This is a genomic window from Pseudomonas sp. PF05 (assembly GCF_056521845.1).
Window position 1 is genome coordinate 48,558 of sequence record NZ_JBWLPW010000012.1, and the last position, 17,452, is coordinate 66,009.

General features: G+C 60.6%; 16 protein-coding genes. 3 read left to right on the plus strand and 13 right to left on the minus strand.

What is annotated here, in order from left to right:
- Nucleotides 1-7 precede the first annotated feature (7 nt).
- From AC09SL_RS19860 to AC09SL_RS19870, 3 genes are all read right to left on the minus strand, one after another.
- Nucleotides 8-214, minus strand: coding sequence for a DUF1656 domain-containing protein (locus tag AC09SL_RS19860; RefSeq protein ID WP_003198565.1), 207 nt, complete (start codon nt 212-214; stop codon nt 8-10).
- A complete protein-coding gene (locus AC09SL_RS19865; RefSeq protein WP_058545738.1) occupies nt 201-2,201 on the minus strand; it encodes an FUSC family protein in 2,001 nt (666 codons plus the stop codon). Before AC09SL_RS19865 ends, AC09SL_RS19860 begins: the two co-directional genes overlap by 14 nt.
- Before the next feature lie 428 nt (nt 2,202-2,629).
- Entirely contained in the window at nt 2,630-3,097 is a 468-nt protein-coding gene (locus AC09SL_RS19870) for a PA2169 family four-helix-bundle protein (protein WP_058545739.1), read from the minus strand.
- Nucleotides 3,098-3,301: 204 nt separating this feature from the next.
- On the opposite strand from AC09SL_RS19870, the gene AC09SL_RS19875 reads away from it, so the two are divergent.
- Together AC09SL_RS19875 and AC09SL_RS19880 are read left to right on the plus strand one after the other, a co-directional pair.
- Nucleotides 3,302-3,538, plus strand: a complete 237-nt coding sequence (locus AC09SL_RS19875) for a DUF3820 family protein (RefSeq protein WP_058545751.1) — start codon at nt 3,302-3,304, stop codon at nt 3,536-3,538.
- A 17-nt stretch (nt 3,539-3,555) separates the two neighbouring features.
- Nucleotides 3,556-4,743 carry an aminotransferase class V-fold PLP-dependent enzyme gene (locus AC09SL_RS19880; protein ID WP_058545740.1) on the plus strand — a complete coding sequence of 396 codons (1,188 nt, stop codon included), beginning with the start codon at nt 3,556-3,558 and terminating at the stop codon, nt 4,741-4,743.
- A 295-nt stretch (nt 4,744-5,038) separates the two neighbouring features.
- Here AC09SL_RS19880 and AC09SL_RS19885 read toward each other — a convergent pair whose 3' ends face one another.
- Genes AC09SL_RS19885 through zwf form a run of 3 tightly spaced genes read right to left on the minus strand, consistent with a single transcriptional unit; the run spans nt 5,039 to nt 7,891 of the window.
- Nucleotides 5,039-5,704, minus strand: coding sequence for a bifunctional 4-hydroxy-2-oxoglutarate aldolase/2-dehydro-3-deoxy-phosphogluconate aldolase (locus AC09SL_RS19885; protein ID WP_058545741.1), 666 nt, complete (start codon nt 5,702-5,704; stop codon nt 5,039-5,041).
- Between the two features lie 17 nt (nt 5,705-5,721).
- Nucleotides 5,722-6,435, minus strand: a complete 714-nt coding sequence (gene pgl / locus AC09SL_RS19890) for a 6-phosphogluconolactonase (RefSeq protein ID WP_058545742.1) — start codon at nt 6,433-6,435, stop codon at nt 5,722-5,724.
- Nucleotides 6,422-7,891, minus strand: coding sequence for a glucose-6-phosphate dehydrogenase (gene zwf / locus AC09SL_RS19895; RefSeq protein ID WP_058545743.1), 1,470 nt, complete (start codon nt 7,889-7,891; stop codon nt 6,422-6,424). Before zwf ends, pgl begins: the two co-directional genes overlap by 14 nt.
- Nucleotides 7,892-8,087: 196 nt before the next feature.
- Between zwf and AC09SL_RS19900 the strand changes: the two genes are divergently transcribed.
- Nucleotides 8,088-8,948, plus strand: a complete 861-nt coding sequence (locus AC09SL_RS19900) for a MurR/RpiR family transcriptional regulator (RefSeq protein ID WP_175360356.1) — start codon at nt 8,088-8,090, stop codon at nt 8,946-8,948.
- 47 nt (nt 8,949-8,995) lie between these two features.
- On the opposite strand, the gene AC09SL_RS19905 is transcribed toward AC09SL_RS19900, so the two are convergent.
- The 7 genes from AC09SL_RS19905 to AC09SL_RS19935 form a co-directional block, all read right to left on the minus strand.
- On the minus strand, nt 8,996-9,850 hold the full coding sequence (locus AC09SL_RS19905) for a D-hexose-6-phosphate mutarotase (RefSeq protein WP_058545745.1): 855 nt from the start codon (nt 9,848-9,850) through the stop codon (nt 8,996-8,998).
- 261 nt (nt 9,851-10,111) lie between these two features.
- Nucleotides 10,112-11,458: a carbohydrate porin gene (locus AC09SL_RS19910; protein WP_058545746.1), complete on the minus strand. Its 1,347-nt coding sequence runs from the start codon at nt 11,456-11,458 to the stop codon at nt 10,112-10,114.
- Nucleotides 11,459-11,587: 129 nt separating this feature from the next.
- Nucleotides 11,588-12,748: an ABC transporter ATP-binding protein gene (locus AC09SL_RS19915; RefSeq protein ID WP_058545747.1), complete on the minus strand. Its 1,161-nt coding sequence runs from the start codon at nt 12,746-12,748 to the stop codon at nt 11,588-11,590.
- A 2-nt stretch (nt 12,749-12,750) separates the two neighbouring features.
- On the minus strand, nt 12,751-13,596 hold the full coding sequence (locus AC09SL_RS19920; RefSeq protein WP_003198539.1) for a carbohydrate ABC transporter permease: 846 nt from the start codon (nt 13,594-13,596) through the stop codon (nt 12,751-12,753).
- Nucleotides 13,589-14,497 (minus strand): carbohydrate ABC transporter permease, encoded by a 909-nt coding sequence (locus AC09SL_RS19925; RefSeq protein WP_058545748.1) that lies wholly within the window; start codon nt 14,495-14,497, stop codon nt 13,589-13,591. Before AC09SL_RS19925 ends, AC09SL_RS19920 begins: the two co-directional genes overlap by 8 nt.
- Before the next feature lie 181 nt (nt 14,498-14,678).
- The gene (locus AC09SL_RS19930) at nt 14,679-15,980 is read right to left on the minus strand and encodes an ABC transporter substrate-binding protein (protein ID WP_058545749.1); all 1,302 of its coding nucleotides are present in this window, start codon (nt 15,978-15,980) and stop codon (nt 14,679-14,681) included.
- Between the two features lie 116 nt (nt 15,981-16,096).
- Nucleotides 16,097-17,356: a D-mannose isomerase gene (locus tag AC09SL_RS19935; protein WP_058545750.1), complete on the minus strand. Its 1,260-nt coding sequence runs from the start codon at nt 17,354-17,356 to the stop codon at nt 16,097-16,099.
- Nucleotides 17,357-17,452: the final 96 nt, after the last annotated feature.

Here is a 17,452-nt window from a genome sequence, read left to right on the forward strand (position 1 = left end):
TCAACTCCTATAGCGGCCCGAGGACCACGGTAATAACGGTCAGGACACAGACATACAGGGCGCAGTCGAACAAGGCTTCATGCCATATCCAACGCCCGGCCGGCACCAGGCTGAGCAGCAGGCGCAACGCACCGGTCACCAGCAACGCCAGCACCACATAAATCAGGAACGGGCTGAGCAACACCCCGCCAATCGACCACTCACGCAAGCCCATGGCTGTGCTCCCGTCGTTCAGGTTCGTGCTGGTGGCACCAGGCGCGCCAGCTGTTTTGCAATTGCACCACCGCGCCCTGGGCCAGCTTCAATGCGTCACCGGGCGGCTGGGTCGACAACACGTTCAGGAACTCGGCGCTTGCCGAGGCCAGCGCATCGGCCTTGTCACCGGCCGGGCCATGTTCGAGCACCTGCTCCAGCGCTTCGAAATAGCGACGCTGCGCCCGGCTATCAGGCACTTGGGCGACGGCCAGGCTAAGACGCAAATGCAACAATTCATCGCCAATGTCCAGGCCAAGCAAACCATCATCCCAACGGCTGCGCGCCTGCACCGGCAACTCAGGGTAATGCCGCGCCAACTGCAACAGCCGGTCGGCCATGCGCCCGCCGAACCAGCTCTCGGCGCCACGCAGGCTGCGATGGGTCAGGCGCACCAGGTCGTGGAGGGTCGCGGCCAGCAGGCGGCGGCTGTGCCAGGCCGGGTTGCGCAAAATCAGCAGATTGAAGGCCAGCACCGCCGCGCCCACACCAATCATCATGGCCTGGGCGTTATTGAAGAACGCCGCGACGTCGTACTTCATGGCATTGAGTGGTGAAATCAACACCACGAAATGCAGGCAGAACGACGTCGCCGTGGCAAAAATCTGCGGCTTGGCCATACCCAGCGCGCCGAAAAACAACGGCACGCCCATGGCCATGCACAGCATCGCAAAACTGCTCCATTGCGGGAGAACGAGCTCACCGATCACGAACGCCGTCGGCACGGCCAACAGGATGCCCCGCAGAAAACTCATGCCGATCTGCGCGCCATTTTCGCGACTGGCGAACAGGCTGCACACCACGCACGTCAGCAGCATTGCCCCCGATGCGGCGGGCCAGGCGGTCGCCAGCCAGAAACAGGCAACCGTCAGGAATGCCAAGGCGCTGCGCGCACCAAAGACCATGGCCAGGGACAAATCACGATGAGGCGCCAGGGTTCGCGGTGGATCCGCCGCCTCCCTGCCCTCCTGTACCGCCGTCAAGGCAGCGCAGGCGGCCAGGGCGGTATCGAGCAACAAGGCGAACCGCGCCAGGCAGTAGCTCTGCGCCGAGCTGATCTGCGGATCGTGAGACGCATCCCATACCCGAGGGCGCAAGGCTTGCAGGGTCGCGCTGTCGGCGTCGAGGGCCTGCTGTACCTCGTCCATCCACGGCTGAAGGGCCTCGGCCTCCTCGGGATCGAGCTGTTTCCACTGCCGTCGCACCGAGCGCGAAAGGCGCAGCAGCATCAGCAATTTCTGGCTCAAGCCGCTGATGGCCCGGGCTCGCTGTCGGCCACGGCGGCCCTCGAACCAGGCATGTTCGCGCTGGGCATCCACCGCGACGATCCTGCCCAGAATTTCCAGCAACCCTTTTCGGGCCTGGACATCGCCAGCCAGGGTCGCACGGGCGGCCTGCATGCCGCTCTGCCACGCCGCAAGGGCCTGACCGGCCAGTTGCCGCTCGACCCGCAACGGCCAGAGCAAGGCACTGGCCGCCGTGGCGCAGACGATGCCCAGGCTGATCTCGGTGCAACGGGCCACCGCCTGATCGAACACACTCAGCGGATGGGAAATGGTCGGCAGGGCAATGATCGCCACCGTGTAACCGGCCAGAACGAATGAATACGACCAGGCACTGCGCAGCAGCGTCGAACAGGCCGTGCACAACCCCAGCCAGAGCGCCAAGGCCAGCAGGAACAACCAGGGCGCCTGGGCGAACAGGCCCATGAACACCACCGACATGACGGTGCCCACCAGCGTGCCAACCAATCGCGCCAACCCCTTCTGCACCACCATCCCGGACAGGGGCTGGGCGACGATGATCGCGGTCATCAGCGCCCATGACGGTTGCTCCAGCCCCCAGCGCAGCGCCAGCCACAACGCCAGCCCAGCGCCAAGCACGGTCTTGATGGCGAACTGCAAAGCGAGGCGGTCGGGGGCAAACAAGGCCTGGAAGGTTATGGGCACGCGAAAAACTCTTTGGGGGACGCCAGTAACGATAGATGCAATGCAAGGAGATAGGCGACGCAATTATTAGCTAGCTATCTATTCGAGTCCAGAGTTGTTTGTCGCCCAATCATGCAAACGCTTTGGCGGTCGCAGATTGCTCCCGCCAGGACCTGTAGGAGCTGGCGAAGCCTGCGATCTTTTGATCTTTTGGTCTTTTGGTCTTTTGATCTTTCGCTTGAGATTCAAGTGTCTGGGGAAAGATCGCAGCCTCGTTGCACTCGACAGCTCCTACATAGCTCCTACGTAGCTCCTACATAGACCTACACCACAGCTCCTACGTAGCTCGTCCACAGTCCTACACAGCGCCTATGGGCCCAGTGAGGTGATCGCTGTCGACAAAAAAAACGCCAGGCATGCTGGCGTTTTTTTTGGCGTTGACCGCGTGTTTAACTGTTGGCGCGCGCCTGGTTACGCAGTGCCTTGACCTGGTCATGGTTGCGTTGCACGCCGTGGTACTGACGCTCGACCAGGTCACGGATACCGACCAGGTTGTGCTTGTTGATTTTCTCGATCGCTTCCCTGTAGGCCTTGAGCGCATGGTCTTCGCCACGCTCGGCTTCGTTGAGCACCGCTTCTTCATCCTTGCCGGTGAACATGGATTTCACGTCCACCCAACGACGGTGCAGGTCACCTGCGACGCTGGTGGAGGTTTCAGGATCGCCGCCCAGGGAGCGAACCGCCGCTTGCAGTTCGGCCGCAGCGGTCGCGCAATCGGCGGCGCGCTTGACGAACAGCGCCTTGAGTTCTGGGTGCTTGATGTCTTCAGCGCAGGTCTTGAAGCCTTCCTGGCCATCCTTGCTGGTCTCGATCAGGTCGTTCAAGACAGAGATGGATTCTTTATTGATGTCAGTCATTTTTCAGTTCCTTTGCTGGTGAATAAAAAACCTGCAAGGGATATTGCATCGGCCATGCCAGCCACCAATTTCAATAAATCATTTAAAAATCAATTAGTTAACAATAACTCTAAAATCTGTATCCGCGCTATTTGCATGATCTGTCATTTGGCCTGCATGCAGAATGCCTGTATTTTCGAGGCAGATTTGAATCAGACGATCGCCATGAACCCGCAAAAGCTCGAATTGCTCATCACGCGTCAAATGCCGTTCGGCAAATACAAGGGTCGAATCCTCGCTGACCTGCCCGGTCAGTACCTGAACTGGTTCGCCCGCGAGGGTTTTCCTCACGGTGAACTGGGTGGTTTGCTGGCACTGATGCAGGAAATCGATCATAACGGGCTGTCGGACCTGCTCGATCCATTGCGCGCCAAACACGGCAAGCCCAAGCCTCGCCCCTGACCAGTTGAGCCCCCGTCATGCCCGAAAACACGCTACGCGCCCACGATGAAGCTTTCTGGCAGACGTTTGTCGGCCGCTACGACGTCGATCCCGCCGGGCCACTCAATCTGGAAAACGGTTACTTCGGGCGCATGTCCCGTACCGTGGTGGAGGAGTACCAGCGCAACATCGAATTCATCAACCGGGGCAACTCGGTGTACGTGCGCCAGCATTTCGACCGTGAACACGGCGAAGCCATTCGGCGGCAGGTGGCCCGGCTGATCCACGCTTCACCCCAGAGCGTGGGGTTGGCCGGCAGCGCCGTGGATGCCTTGCAGACGCTGATTCGCAACTACAACGGCCTCAAGCCTGGCGATCAAGTGCTGATCTGTGATCTGGAATATGCCTCGGTCAAAAGCGCCATGCGCTGGCTGGCCCGCCAGCGTGGCGTGGAGGTGATCGAAATCGTCCACCAGCACCCCGCCAGTTTCGAAAGCCTGGTGGGCACTTATCGCGAAGCGTTCATTCGCTACCCGCGCCTCAAGGTGATGGCGCTGACCTACGTCAACCACCTCACCGGGCTGGTGATGCCGGTCCAGGCCATTGCCGAGAGTGCCCAGGAATTTGCCGTCGATATCATCCTCGACGGTGCCCACGCCCTGGGCCAGATCGATTTCGACCTGAAGAAGCTCGGGATCGAATTCGCCGGTTTCAACCTGCAGAAGTGGATCGGCGGGCCCCTCTCCCAGGGCTTCCTGTACATCGCCCCGCAGCGGTTGGCCGACATCGACCCGGACATGGACGAAGACAGCTACCCCGCCACCGACGTCCGCTCACGCACGCCCCACAGCACGCCCAACATCCCTGCCTTGCTCACCCTGCCGCTGGTCTTCGAAGAACACCAGGCCCTGGGTGGCGCTTCAGCCAAAGGCGCGCGACTCTGTTACCTGCGTGATCTATGGGTGAGCGCCGTGCGCGATGTGCCGGGCATCGAAGTCATGACCCCGGATGACCGGCGCCTCTATTGCGGGATCACCGCGATGCGCTTCACCGCCCATACAGACCAGCAGGCAATGGCCGATCGATTGCTCAATGACTATGGGATCTTCACGGTAGTGCGCCAGACCAGCGTCGGGCCGTGCATCCGCATTACCCCGGGGTTGATTACCTTGACGAGCGATATCGAACGGTTGACCCAAGCGCTGCTCGAACTGAGCGGTACCTAGCCCCCTTGCTCCCGCTGGACCCTGTAGGAGCTGGCGAAGCCTGCGATCTTTTGATTTTGATCTTGATCTTTCGCTCTCGACTCAATTGTCAGTGGAAAGATCGCAGCCTCGTTGCACTCGTCAGCTCCTACACAGCTACACAGCTCCCACTCAGCTCCTACACGCAGCCCAGCGGGAGCAAGCTCCCTCGCCACAGGAAATTTGTGCTGCCATAAAAAACCAGGCAAAAAAAAACGGCGCGCCGACCAAGCGCACCGTAAAACCGTAGAACACCCAACGAGGTTCGGTAAAACAATCAGTCCAGCAGCGCCAAGGCCTCGGCGGTACATTCCTGGATGCGGGCCCAGTCGCCGTTCTTGATCCACTCAGGATCAAGCATCCAGCTACCGCCCACGCACATCACGTTTTTCAACGCCATGTAGCTCTTGATGTTGGCCGGGCTCACACCGCCGGTCGGGCAGAATTTCACTTCGCCGAACGGGCCACCCAAGGCCTTGATGGCCGCAACGCCACCGCTGACTTCGGCCGGGAACAGTTTGAAGCGGCGATAACCCAGGCTGTAGCCTTCCATGATGCCCGAGGCGTTGCTGATGCCTGGCAATAAGGGCACAGGGCTGTAGACGCTGGCCTCGAGCAGATCACGGGTGATGCCCGGAGTGACGATGAACTGCGAACCGGCAGCCTCGGCGGCGGCCAGCATGTGGCGGTCGAGCACCGTACCGGCACCGGTCACCAGTTCCGGACGCTGCTCGCGCAGCACCTGGATGGCCTTGAGGCCGTATTGGGAACGCAGCGTCACTTCCAGCGCCGTCAGGCCACCGGCCGCCAGGGCATCGGCCAGCGGCAGGATGTCCTGTTCACGGGCGATGGTGATCACCGGCAGGATCCGCGCCTTGGCGCAGAGGCTGTCGATCAGGGCAACTTTGTCCGCCATGGAAACGGTCGGGGATGGGTTTGTCATAGCGGCTGATCCTTGGTTCATGGGCACCAGTAAATCTCTAACGTAGGTTGCAAAAACGCGCGGATCGGCATTTCGGCGACATCGTCACCCGCTACCGCAGCGTTCAGGGTGGTCAATTTCGACTGACCGGAAATCGACAGCACTTTGTGTTGGGCCGAAGCCAGCAAGGCGCGGCTCATGGTCAAGCGCTGGTGCGGCACGGTTGGCGCCAGCATCGGCCAGCAGCGGCGTGTGCCATTGGCGTCCAGGGCCTGGGCCAGGTTCGGACTGCCGGGGAACAGCGAGGCGGTGTGCCCGTCATCGCCCATGCCCAATACCAGCACGTCGATCGGCGGCAGCTCGGCCAGCAGACGATCGGCCTGCTCGGCAGCCGCTTCCAGGTTGGTGCTGGCGCTGTAGAGGCTCAGGAACTGGGCCTTGGCCGCCGCGCCTTGCAGCAGGTAACGCTTGAGCAGGCCGGCATTGCTGTCGGCGTGTTCAACCGGTACCCAGCGCTCGTCGGCCAGGCTGACCACCACGTTGGACCAATCCAGCGCCTGCTTGGCCAGGTGCTGGAAAAACGCCACCGGGCTGCGACCGCCGGAAACCACCAGGGTCGCCGCACCGCGCGCGTCGATCGCGCTGCGCAACTGCTCGGCCACCTTCAGCGCCAGGCCTTCGGCCAGCACCACCGGGTTCTTGAATTCATGGGCGCTAACGCCCTGCGGCAGTTTCAATTCAGATATCGCCATACCATGACCTCCCATCCCGCGTGATCAGTGCAATGGAGCTCATCGGCCCCCAGGACCCGGCCGCATACGGCTTGGGCGCATCACCGGATTTCTTCCACCCGGCGATCAACTGGTCACACCATGTCCACGCGGCTTCAATTTCATCTTTACGGACAAACAGGTTCTGATTGCCGTTCATGACTTCCAGCAACAACCGCTCGTAGGCATCGGGAATCCGTGCGCTGCGATAGGTGTCGGAGAAGTTGAGTTGCAACGGACCGCTGCGCAGTTGCATGCCCTTGTCCAGGCCCTGCTCCTTGGTCATCACCCGCAAGGAAATCCCTTCGTCCGGCTGCAGGCGGATGATCAGCTTGTTGCTGATCTGCAAACGCTGCTCGGGCGCGAAGATGTAGTGGGACGGTTCCTTGAAATGGATGACGATCTGCGACAGCTTCTGCGGCATGCGCTTGCCGGTACGCAGGTAAAACGGCACACCGGCCCAACGCCAGTTGCGGATGTCGGCACGCAGGGCAACGAAGGTCTCGGTGTCGCTCTGGGTGTTGGAATTGGGTTCTTCGAGGTAGCCCGGCACCGCCTTGCCCTCGCTGTGGCCGGCAATGTACTGGCCACGCACCACCTGGGTCGTCAGGCCTTCCGGGCTGATCGGCGCCAGGGCCTTGAGCACCTTGACCTTCTCGTCACGGATGCTGTCGGCGGACAAGTCGGCCGGTGGGTCCATGGCGATCAGGCACAGCAGCTGCAACAGGTGGTTCTGGATCATGTCCCGCAGTTGCCCGGCCTTGTCGAAATAGCCCCAGCGGCCTTCGATACCGACCTTCTCGGCCACGGTGATTTCCACATGGGAAATGTAGTTCTGGTTCCACTGGGTTTCGAACAGGCTGTTGGCGAACCGCAGCGCGATCAGGTTCTGTACCGTCTCTTTGCCCAGGTAATGGTCGATGCGATAGGTACGGTTTTCCGGGAAGAACTGCGCCACGGCGTCGTTGACCTTGCGCGAAGACTCCAGGTCCGAGCCGATGGGCTTCTCCAGCACGACACGGGTGTTTTCGCTCAGGCCAACCTTCGCCAGGTTTTCACAGATTGCCCCATACACCGCCGCTGGGGTGGCGAAATAGGCAATGACCTGCTGGGTCGAACCGGCCGCTTCGGCCAAGGCGACGTAATCGTCGGCCTTGAGGAAATCCACGTGCAGGTAGGTCAAGCGTGCCAGGAAGCGCTCGAGCACGGCTTGGTCCAGGTCTTTTTCACCGACGTAGCGACGCAACTCGGCGGCGATGAATGCCAGGTGCTGCTGCTCGCTGCCGGGTTCACGGGCCAGCGCAATGATTCGCGTGTCCTCGTGCAACAATTGGGCGCCATCGAGCTGATACAGGGCAGGAAAGAGCTTGCGCAAGGCCAGATCGCCCAACGCGCCGAACAAGGCAAAGGTGCACGGTTCAACCGTAATCGAAGGCATGATGTTTGTTCTTTTATCAAGTTAAGCTACAAATACCTTTTTTCAAGGTATCACTCAAGGAAAAATGTAGTAATAACCACAACATTTTTCGAAAATACCGATTCCGAGTGGTGGTCCGCTGGAGCCATCAGTAGGATAGGCCACCGCAAAGGGTCGTATCAAAGACCCGTCTTTCTAGGAATCTTGTATGGACCGCGTGCGAAATTTACTGGAACAGATCCAGAGTCGCCTTGAAGACCTGAACAAGGCAGAACGCAAGGTGGCCGAGATCATCCTGCAAAACCCACAGCAGGCGACCCGCTTCAGCATCGCCGCCCTCGCCCAGGCGGCTTCGGTCAGCGAACCGACCGTCAACCGTTTCTGCCGCTCGTTCGGCGTCAGCGGTTACCCGGAACTCAAGCTGCAACTGGCCCAAAGCCTGGCCAGTGGCGCTGCTTATGTCAGCCGTGCGGTAGAAGCCGACGACAACCCGGAAGCCTATACCCGGAAGATCTTTGGCAGTGCCATTGCCTCATTGGACAGCGCCTGCCAAGCCCTTGATCCCAATTTGATCAGTCGCGCCGTGGACCTGCTGATCCAGGCCCGGCAGATCCACTTCTTCGGCCTCGGCGCCTCCGCCCCGGTGGCCCTGGATGCCCAGCACAAGTTTTTCCGCTTCAACCTGGCGGTGACCGCGCACGCCGACGTGCTGATGCAGCGCATGATCGCGTCGGTGGCCCATACCGGTGAGCTGTTCGTGATCATTTCCTACACCGGCCGCACCCGTGAACTGGTGGAAGTGGCGCGCATCGCCCGGGAAAACGGCGCATCGGTGCTGGGCTTGACTGCCGAAAACTCGCCACTGGCCAAGGCCAGCACCCTGAGCCTGAACATTCCACTGCCCGAAGACACTGATATCTATATGCCGATGACCTCGCGGATCATCCAACTCACCGTGCTGGACGTACTCGCCACCGGCATGACCCTGCGTCGGGGCGTGGATTTCCAGCCGCATCTGCGCAAGATCAAGGAAAGCTTGAATGCCAGCCGGTATCCGGTGGGGGATGAGTTCAACTGATCCATCCTGATCGCTCCCACGCTCTGCGTGGGAACGATCATCCAGAGCTAACCCCCCACCCACGCCTGCAAACTCAGATGCGCCCGCTCCCCCGGCGCCAGACACAGGCTGTCGGTGCCGCCACTGGCCGCTTCGACGCAGACGAATTCGCTGACTTCATCCCAACTCACACCTAACAAAGGCCGTGCGCCGGGATGCCAGACCACAGTGTCGGCGCTGTCGCCGGTGTCGATGCACAACTCGCGCTTCCAGGCGTGGTCCTTGAGCTGCAACTCCCCCTCATGCTGGAACACCCGCTGACAGCCACCCTCGACCCGCAATTCGCCTTCCTGCTGGCAAACCGCACGGCTCAACTGGTCGTAACCTTGAGCGCCTTCGAGCCCAGACAGCGCTACCTCACCAACATCACCAATGCGCCAATAGGCGTGCAAGGCCTGGCTCAACTGGCACGGCAGGCTGTCCTGATGCTCGGTGCTCAAGCGCAGCTCCATGCGCTCACCCAGGTCTGCATGCAGGTCCACTTGCCAGTCGCACAACTGCAGTTGCCAGTGCAAATGCACACCGTCTTCATCGCTGCGGCTGTCGAGCAGTTTCCAGTCGATCAACCGCGCCCAACCGTGGGACGGCCAGGCGTTTTCACTGGGATGACGGCCATACCAAGGCCAGCACACCGGCACCCCACCGCGTATCGCACCGACTTGCGGCCACTTGGCCGCGCACCACAACCAGGGCTTCTGGCCTTTGGGTTGAAAATGCAGCAACTGTGCGCCCTGACGACTGAACACCGCTTGGCACAACGGGTGATCGATCACCAACACGTCGCGCTGCTGATAGCGCTCCCACGCGAACACCGGGCGTTCGCGCAAGGATCTGAAAAAGCGTTGTAGCGGATGCTCATGCATGGGCCGCGGTCCTGGAAATCACTGAGTTACCGATCTGTCTGCGACACTGATTGTGGCGAGGGGATTTATCCCCGCTGGACTGCGAAGCAGTCCCAAAGCAGTGACTGAAACACCGAGGCGCCTGTTTTAGGGCCGCTGCGCGGCCCAGCGGGGATAAATCCCCTCGCCACAGGTTCTGTGCCAGCCACCTTGCAAAAAAAAGCGGACAGCCTTGGCTGTCCGCAAATATGCGCACATAGAGAGGAGCTTATCGCAACAGCGTTAGAACACCGACTGAATTTTCAGACCGGCCACCAGCGCGTTGTCGACTTCATCCACACCACCAGGGTGAGTGATGTATTGCAGGTTGGGACGTACGGTCAGCCAGTTGGTTACATGGATCCCGTAGTTGAGTTCGTAGTTGTACTCAGTGTCCCGCAACGGCGCGAACAGCGGATCGTTGTAGTCGGAAACACCATTGGCAGCGTTGGTCAGCTCGGCGTTTTTCTTCACGTCTTCGTTGACGTGGATACGGGAGAAACCGATCCCGATGTCATCCTTCGGACGCGCATCGAACGGCCCCTTGTACACGAACATCAGCGACTGGTAGTTGTCGACGACGTTGGTGTCCTTGTCGTGGAAGGTCGCATTCGCCGCGATGTTCAGGCCACGGGAAGCGTCACCGTTGTGAGTGGTGAGTTGTTGTTGCGCGACGAACCAGTAGCCGTGCTTGCTGTTGTGACTGCGATAGGCGTTGCGGGTGGTCGCGGCGTCATCGCCATTGTCGTCTTCACGGACGTCATTGGCATCGGCCGTGCTCTTGTAGTAACCGACACGGTATTCGCCCGGCAGGTTGTTGACCTTCGGCGACCAGACCAACTCGACTGGAATGACAGTACCCTTGGTACCACTGCCGCTGAGCTTGAAGCCATTGCCATGCTCGAGTTGCGATGGGTTCTGGTTGTACGCACCGATCTGCGCGTAGAACTCAGGCGTGAGGTTGTACTTCACGCGGATCGCGGCCTGCATGACCGGCCAGTTGTACCAGATGTTGGTTGCCCAGTTACCCACCTGGGAACCGCAGAACGCCAGGTTCTGGAACTCGCAAGGGAAGGTGTTGAAGTCTTCGCCTTCACCGAAATAACCGGCCTTGGCGTCCAGCTTGCCGTCGAGGAACTGGTGCTTGATCCACAACTGGGTCAAACGGACCATGTGGCCACGGCCGTAGACTTCCTGGGAGGAACTCAAGGTACCCGCACGCGGGTCGCCCACACGGTCATTGGAAATGTTTTCACCGTTACGATTGGTGAGCTGGATCTTGGCCTGGGTGTTATCCCAGCCCCACAGCTTTTCCAGGTCCAGCGCGACGCCCAGACCGAACTGGTCGGCGTAACGCGCCGTCTTGTCGTTGTTGTAGCCACCGTGCAGGTTGCCGCCCACCTCACCGACGTAGTCAGCCTTGATATCGATACCTTGTTCGATCAGTTTGGTCCGCTCGCCGCCCCAGTCACCCGTCATCCACTGCGAATCGGCGCTGAACGCGTCGGCAGCGTGTGCGCTACCGGCCAGCATCATCGCCGCAACGGCTGACAACTGGCAGATAAGCTGGGCGTTGTTTTTCTTCTTCATCCCTACATCCTCGTCTTTATTGTTATTAACTGTTTTTATCTAACGCGGTTTACAACGATTGCGGCGGATGTCCCCATCCACCGCATACTCTTTTTTGGGGGGAGCAAAGCCCTCTCCCACACCTGTTCTTCACCGGCCTTTGAACTGCGCCACGTTGGCCGTCCGGGCATCTGTTTGCGGCTGGCCGGCCACGCCCAGGCGTTCGCCGGACTTGGCGTCGAACAACAGCACTTTCGATGGATCGAATTGCAACGTCAGGGTCTCCCCGACTTGCGGCGCCAAGTCCGGCGCCAGGCGGCAGCAGACCTTGGTGTCATTGAGGTTGACGAACACCAGGGTGTCCGGCCCGGTGGGTTCGGTGACCTGGACTTCGGCGCGAATGGTCGGCAAGCCATTGGGCTCGCTGCCCGCCAGCATGATCTGCTCCGGGCGCATGCCCAGGATCACTTCGCGGTCTTCCAGGCCGGCGTCCTGCATGTCCATCGGCAGTTCGCAACGGGCCTGGCCGCTATCGAGCAGAGCCAGCAGGCGACCGTCCTTGCGTTGCAGGCGCAGCGGGATGAAGTTCATCGGTGGCGAACCGATGAAGCTCGCCACGAACAGGTTGGCCGGGTTGGTGTAGATGTCTTTCGGCGTACCGAACTGCTGGATGATCCCGTCCTTCATCACCGCCACTTTGTCGCCCAGGGTCATGGCTTCGATCTGGTCGTGGGTCACGTAGACCGTGGTGGTCTTCAGGCGCTGGTGCATCAGTTTCATTTCGGTACGCATCTCGACCCGCAGCTTGGCGTCGAGGTTGGACAGCGGTTCGTCGAACAGGTAGATCTTCGGCCGCCGCGCCAGTGCCCGCCCCATGGCCACGCGCTGTTGCTGGCCACCGGAAAGCTGGCCGGGCTTGCGATTGAGCAGGTGTTCGATTTGCAGCAGCTTGGCCACGCGGGTGACTTCTTCGTCGATGGCGGCCTGGTTCATCTTGCGGATTTTCAGGCCGAACTCGATGTTCTCGCGCACGCTCATGGTCGGGTACAGCGCGTAGGACTGGAACACCATGGCGATGTCGCGATCCTTCGGGCTCATGCCGCTGACATCCTGGTCGCCGATCATGATCGCGCCACCGGTGATGGTCTCAAGGCCCGCGATGCAGTTCATCAGCGTCGACTTGCCGCAGCCCGAAGGCCCGACGAGGATCAGGAACTCACCGTCCTTGATCGACAACTCAATGTTCTTCAGGGTGTCCGGCAGGCCGGCACCATAGGTCTTGTTTACGTTGCGAAGTTCGAGCGTTGCCATGATTACCCCTTGACTGCGCCGGCCGTCAGACCGCGCACGAAATACTTGCCTGCGACCACATAGACCAGCAGGGTCGGCAGTCCGGCGATCATCGCCGCCGCCATGTCCACGTTGTATTCCTTGGCCCCGGTACTGGTGTTGACCAAGTTGTTCAGCGCCACCGTGATGGGCTGCGAATCACCGCTGGAGAACACCACGCCGAACAGGAAGTCGTTCCAGATCTGCGTGAACTGCCAGATCAGGCAGACCATGATGATCGGGGTGGACATCGGCAGGATGATCCGCCGGAAGATGGTGAAGAACCCTGCACCGTCCAGTCGCGCAGCTTTTACCAGTGCATCGGGAATGCTGACGTAGTAGTTGCGAAAGAACAGCGTGGTGAATGCCAGGCCGTAGACCACGTGCACGAACACCAGGCCCGTGGTGGTACTGGCCAGGCCCATCTTGCCGAGGGTGAACGAGGCCGGCAGCAGGACGGTCTGGAACGGCAGGAAGCAACCGAACAGCAACAGGCCGAAGAACAACTGCGAACCGCGAAAACGCCACATCGACAACACGTAGCCGTTCAAGGCACCAATGGCGGTAGAGATCAGCACCGCCGGGACGGTGATCTTGATCGAGTTCCAGAAGTAGCCGTCGACGGTGGCCCAGGCCTTGACCCAGCCGATGCCGCTGACCACGGTCGGCCAGCTCAGCAGGTTGCCGGTGCTGATGTCTTCCGGCGTCTTGAAGCTGGTCAACAGCATGACCACCAACGGCACCAGGTAAAGCAATACGGCGAGGATCAGCACCGCGTAGATCGCGATACGACTCAGGCTGATGGAAGGTTTGGCAGCGAGACTAGTCATGACGCTTGGTCCTCAGCTCGGAGTACAGGTAAGGCACGATGATTGCGAGAATCGCACCGAGCATCAGGATTGCACTGGCCGAGCCCATGCCCATCTGGCCGCGACTGAACGTGAAGGAATACATGAACATGGCAGGCAGGTCGGAGGAATAACCCGGGCCGCCGGCCGTCATCGCGGCCACCAGGTCGAAGCTCTTGATCGCGATGTGCGCCAGGATCATCACGGCGCTGAAGAACACCGGACGCAGGCTCGGCAGCACCACTTTCCAGTAGATGCGCGGCATGCTTGCGCCGTCGATCTGCGCGGCACGAATGATCGATTGATCAACACCCCGCAGGCCGGCCAGGAACATCGCCATGATGAAGCCCGAGGCCTGCCACACGGCCGCGATCACGAGGCAGTACACCACGCGATCCGGGTCGATCAGCCAATCCAGGCGGAAGCCTTCCCACCCCCAGTCACGCAACAATTTGTCCAGGCCCATGCCCGGGTTGAGCAGCCATTTCCAGGCCGTACCGGTGACGATCATCGAGAGCGCCATCGGGTACAGGTAAACGGTGCGGATGAAACCTTCGCGACGAATGCGCTGGTCGAGGAACACCGCCAGCAACACGCCGATCACCAAGGTAATGCCGATGAACAGGCCGCCGAACAGCGCCAGGTTCTTGCTTGCCACCCACCAGCGGTCGTTGTCCCATAGCCGGGCGTATTGCGCCAGGCCTGCCCATTTGTAGTTGGGCAAGAACGTCGAAGTGGTGAACGACAGGACGAACGTCCACAAGATATAGCCATAGAAGCCCACCAGAACGATGAACATGCTCGGCGCCAGCACCAACTTTGGTAGCCAGCGCTGCAACGCATCGAACGGCGAGGCCTTGCTGAACACAGCAACAGAACTCATGGGAAGATCCAGTACAAGAGAAAAAGACTACAAAACATTCCCTGTGTGGGAGCGAGCTTGTGTGGGAGCTGAGCTTGCTCGCGATGAAGGCGCCTCGGTCTTTCGAGTGACCGCGTTATCGTTCATCGCGAGCGAGCCTTGCTCCCACAGGCTTACCCACAGGGGCCTGCGCAGCTAACAGTTACTTCGCTGACTGGACCGCTGCGCCCAGTTTCTTGGCAGCATCGGCAGGGTCGGCTTTCGGGTCGTTGATGTAGTTGGTCACCACATCGAAGAACGCCCCCTGTACCGCCAGCGTGGTCGCCATGTTGTGCGCCATGCTTGGCTGCAGGCCGCCGGACTTGGCGTCCGCCAGGAAGTCCTTGGCAGCGGTCTGGGCGCAGGAATCGAAGCCGTACTTGGCCATGTCGCCGAGCATGTCGTTACGCACCGGGATCGAGCCCTTGTTGATGCTGAAGACTTTCTGGAAGTTCTCGCCCAACACGACCTTGGCGATGTCCTGCTGGCCAGCCGCAGTACCCTTGTCTTTCTGCTTGAACACCGCCAGGGAGTCGATGTTGTAGGTGAAGGCCTTGTCGGTGCCCGGGAAGGCAACGCACTCGTAGTCCTTGCCGGCGACTTTCTTCGCCGCGGTCCACTCGCTCTTGGCCCAGTCACCCATGATCTGCATGCCGGCCTTGCCGTTGATGACCTTGGCTGCTTCCAGGTTCCAGTCCTGGCCCTTGCCGTCGACGTCCATGTAGGTCGCGACTTTCTTCAGCTCGGTCAGCGCCTTGACCATTTCCGGACCGGTCAGGGCCTTGTTGTCCAGGTCGACCAGGGCTTTCTTGTAGCCATCAGCGCCCATGACCGAGAGCACCACGGCTTCGAAAACGGTGCTGTCCTGCCAAGGCTGGCCACCGTGGGCGAGCGCAATAAAGCCCGCGGCCTTGAGCTTGTCGCCGGCTGCGTAGAATTCTTCGAGGGTGGTCGGGTTCTTGGTGATGCCGGCTTTCTTGAAGACTTCCGGGTTGATCCACAGCCAGTTGACGCGGTGGATGTTCACCGGCACGGCGACGTAGTCACCTTCGTACTTCACGGTATCGGAGACTTTCTTGTCGAGCAGGCTGTCCCACTTCTCGGCCTTGGCAACGTCTTTGAGGATGTCGGTGTCGAGCAGCCCGGTGGACGCCCATTCCTGGATGTCCGGGCCCTTGATCTGGGCGACGCCCGGTGGGTTGCCGGCCACGGCACGGCTCTTGAGTACGGTCATGGCAGTGGAACCGCCGCCACCGGCAACAGCGCCGTCCTTCCAGGTAAAGCCGTCTTTTTCTACCTGGGCCTTGAGCACATCGACCGCGGCTTTTTCGCCACCCGACGTCCACCAGTGGACGACTTCCACGGAACCTTTGGATTCAGCGGCCAAGGTGGTGACAGGGAATGCTGCGACGGGAAGCAGGGAAGCAAGAGAAATGACAGTAGCGAGGCGAGAAATCGCATTCATCTAGAAGTACCTTTCTTGTTGTTATGCATGCAAGTCTGGTGCTTGCGCTGCATGGATTCTAATCAGAGGGAATCCCTTCGCAGGTAACGAAGGGACGTGCAAATGTCACGACATGGTTACACAGGTGAAGGTCTGGATAACCGCGCCAGGGCTGACGCCATGCTCGGTGCCAGGGGCAGGCGCGGAATCAAGACCGCCTGCCAGGCGTGATACAGGTCCGGCTTGCCCGGCCAGATGTCGGCGCTGGGGCAATTTTGCGGATCGAGTTCGTGATGCCAGCTGCCGTTGCAGCGGTCGATGAAATGTTTGTCACAGAACTCCCAGAATCGCCGGTACCAGGCTTCGTACTTCGCCTCGTCGGTGCGCTTGAGCAAGGCGCTGGCAGCGGCCGCCGCTTCGGCGTGGACCCAATGCAGGCGATGGCGAACCACGGCGCGGTTGTCCCAATCCAGGGTGTAGACAATGCCCGGCGCACCATCGACGTCCCAGCCGTGGCGGCAGTTCTGGTCGAAGAGTTTTTGCGCGTCCTGGGCCAGCCAACCTGGGGTCAGCATGCCGATCTGGACCCGTGCGGCTTCGAGGTGCAGCAGCAGCCGCGCCCATTCGAAGCCGTGGCCAGGGGTGGTGCCATAGGGGCGAAAACCATCGGCAGGATTGTCCTGGTTGTATTCGCGCAACGGCTGCCAGTGACGGTCAAAATGCTCCACCACCAGGTAGTCGTTGGCGGCGGCATGGTGATGGATCACCCGTTCGACGATGTGCAGGGCGCGGGCCAGCCAGCGTGGGTCGTTGGTGGCATCGGCCAGGGCGAGGAAGGCTTCGGTGGCGTGCATGTTGCTGTTGGCGCCGCGATAGGCCTCTTCCTCGCTCCAGTCGCGGTTGAAGGATTCGCGTAGCGCACCCTCTTCTTCGCTCCAGAAATGCTCATCGATGATCCGCACCGCTTCGTCCAGCAATGCCTGGGCGCCGGGACGCTGGGCCACTACTGCGGAACTGGCCGCCAGGGCAACGAATGCATGCAGGTAGGCCGCCTTGCCCGCGCCGTCTTCATCAGGCCGCGTCGTGGCAAACCAGCCACCGTGCTCGGCGTCGCGCAAGGGACCGCTCAGCGCCTGGACGCCGTGATCCACCAGCTCGGCAAACCCCGGCAGGCCCTGGATGTGGGCCATGGCAAAGCTGTGCGTCATGCGCGCAGTGTTCATGGTCTCGGCCCAAGCATCGGCCGGCAGGTGGCCGCACTCGTCCAGGTTGCCAAAGCCGTTCGCCAGCTTCGACGCCTTGGCGAACGCCAGCAACCGCAAGCCTTCATCGGCAAGCCATTGCTGGTGGGCAGGGGCGTTCAGCCAACTGCTGAAGGCCGGTTGGAAGGTGTCCATTGGGTGGTACCTTTTTTGTTGTTTTGACGCAGGGAGTCTAAACAAGGGATGGCGAGGGGCAGGTAACGAAAGGGGCGAGTTATGTCACCGAGTTGT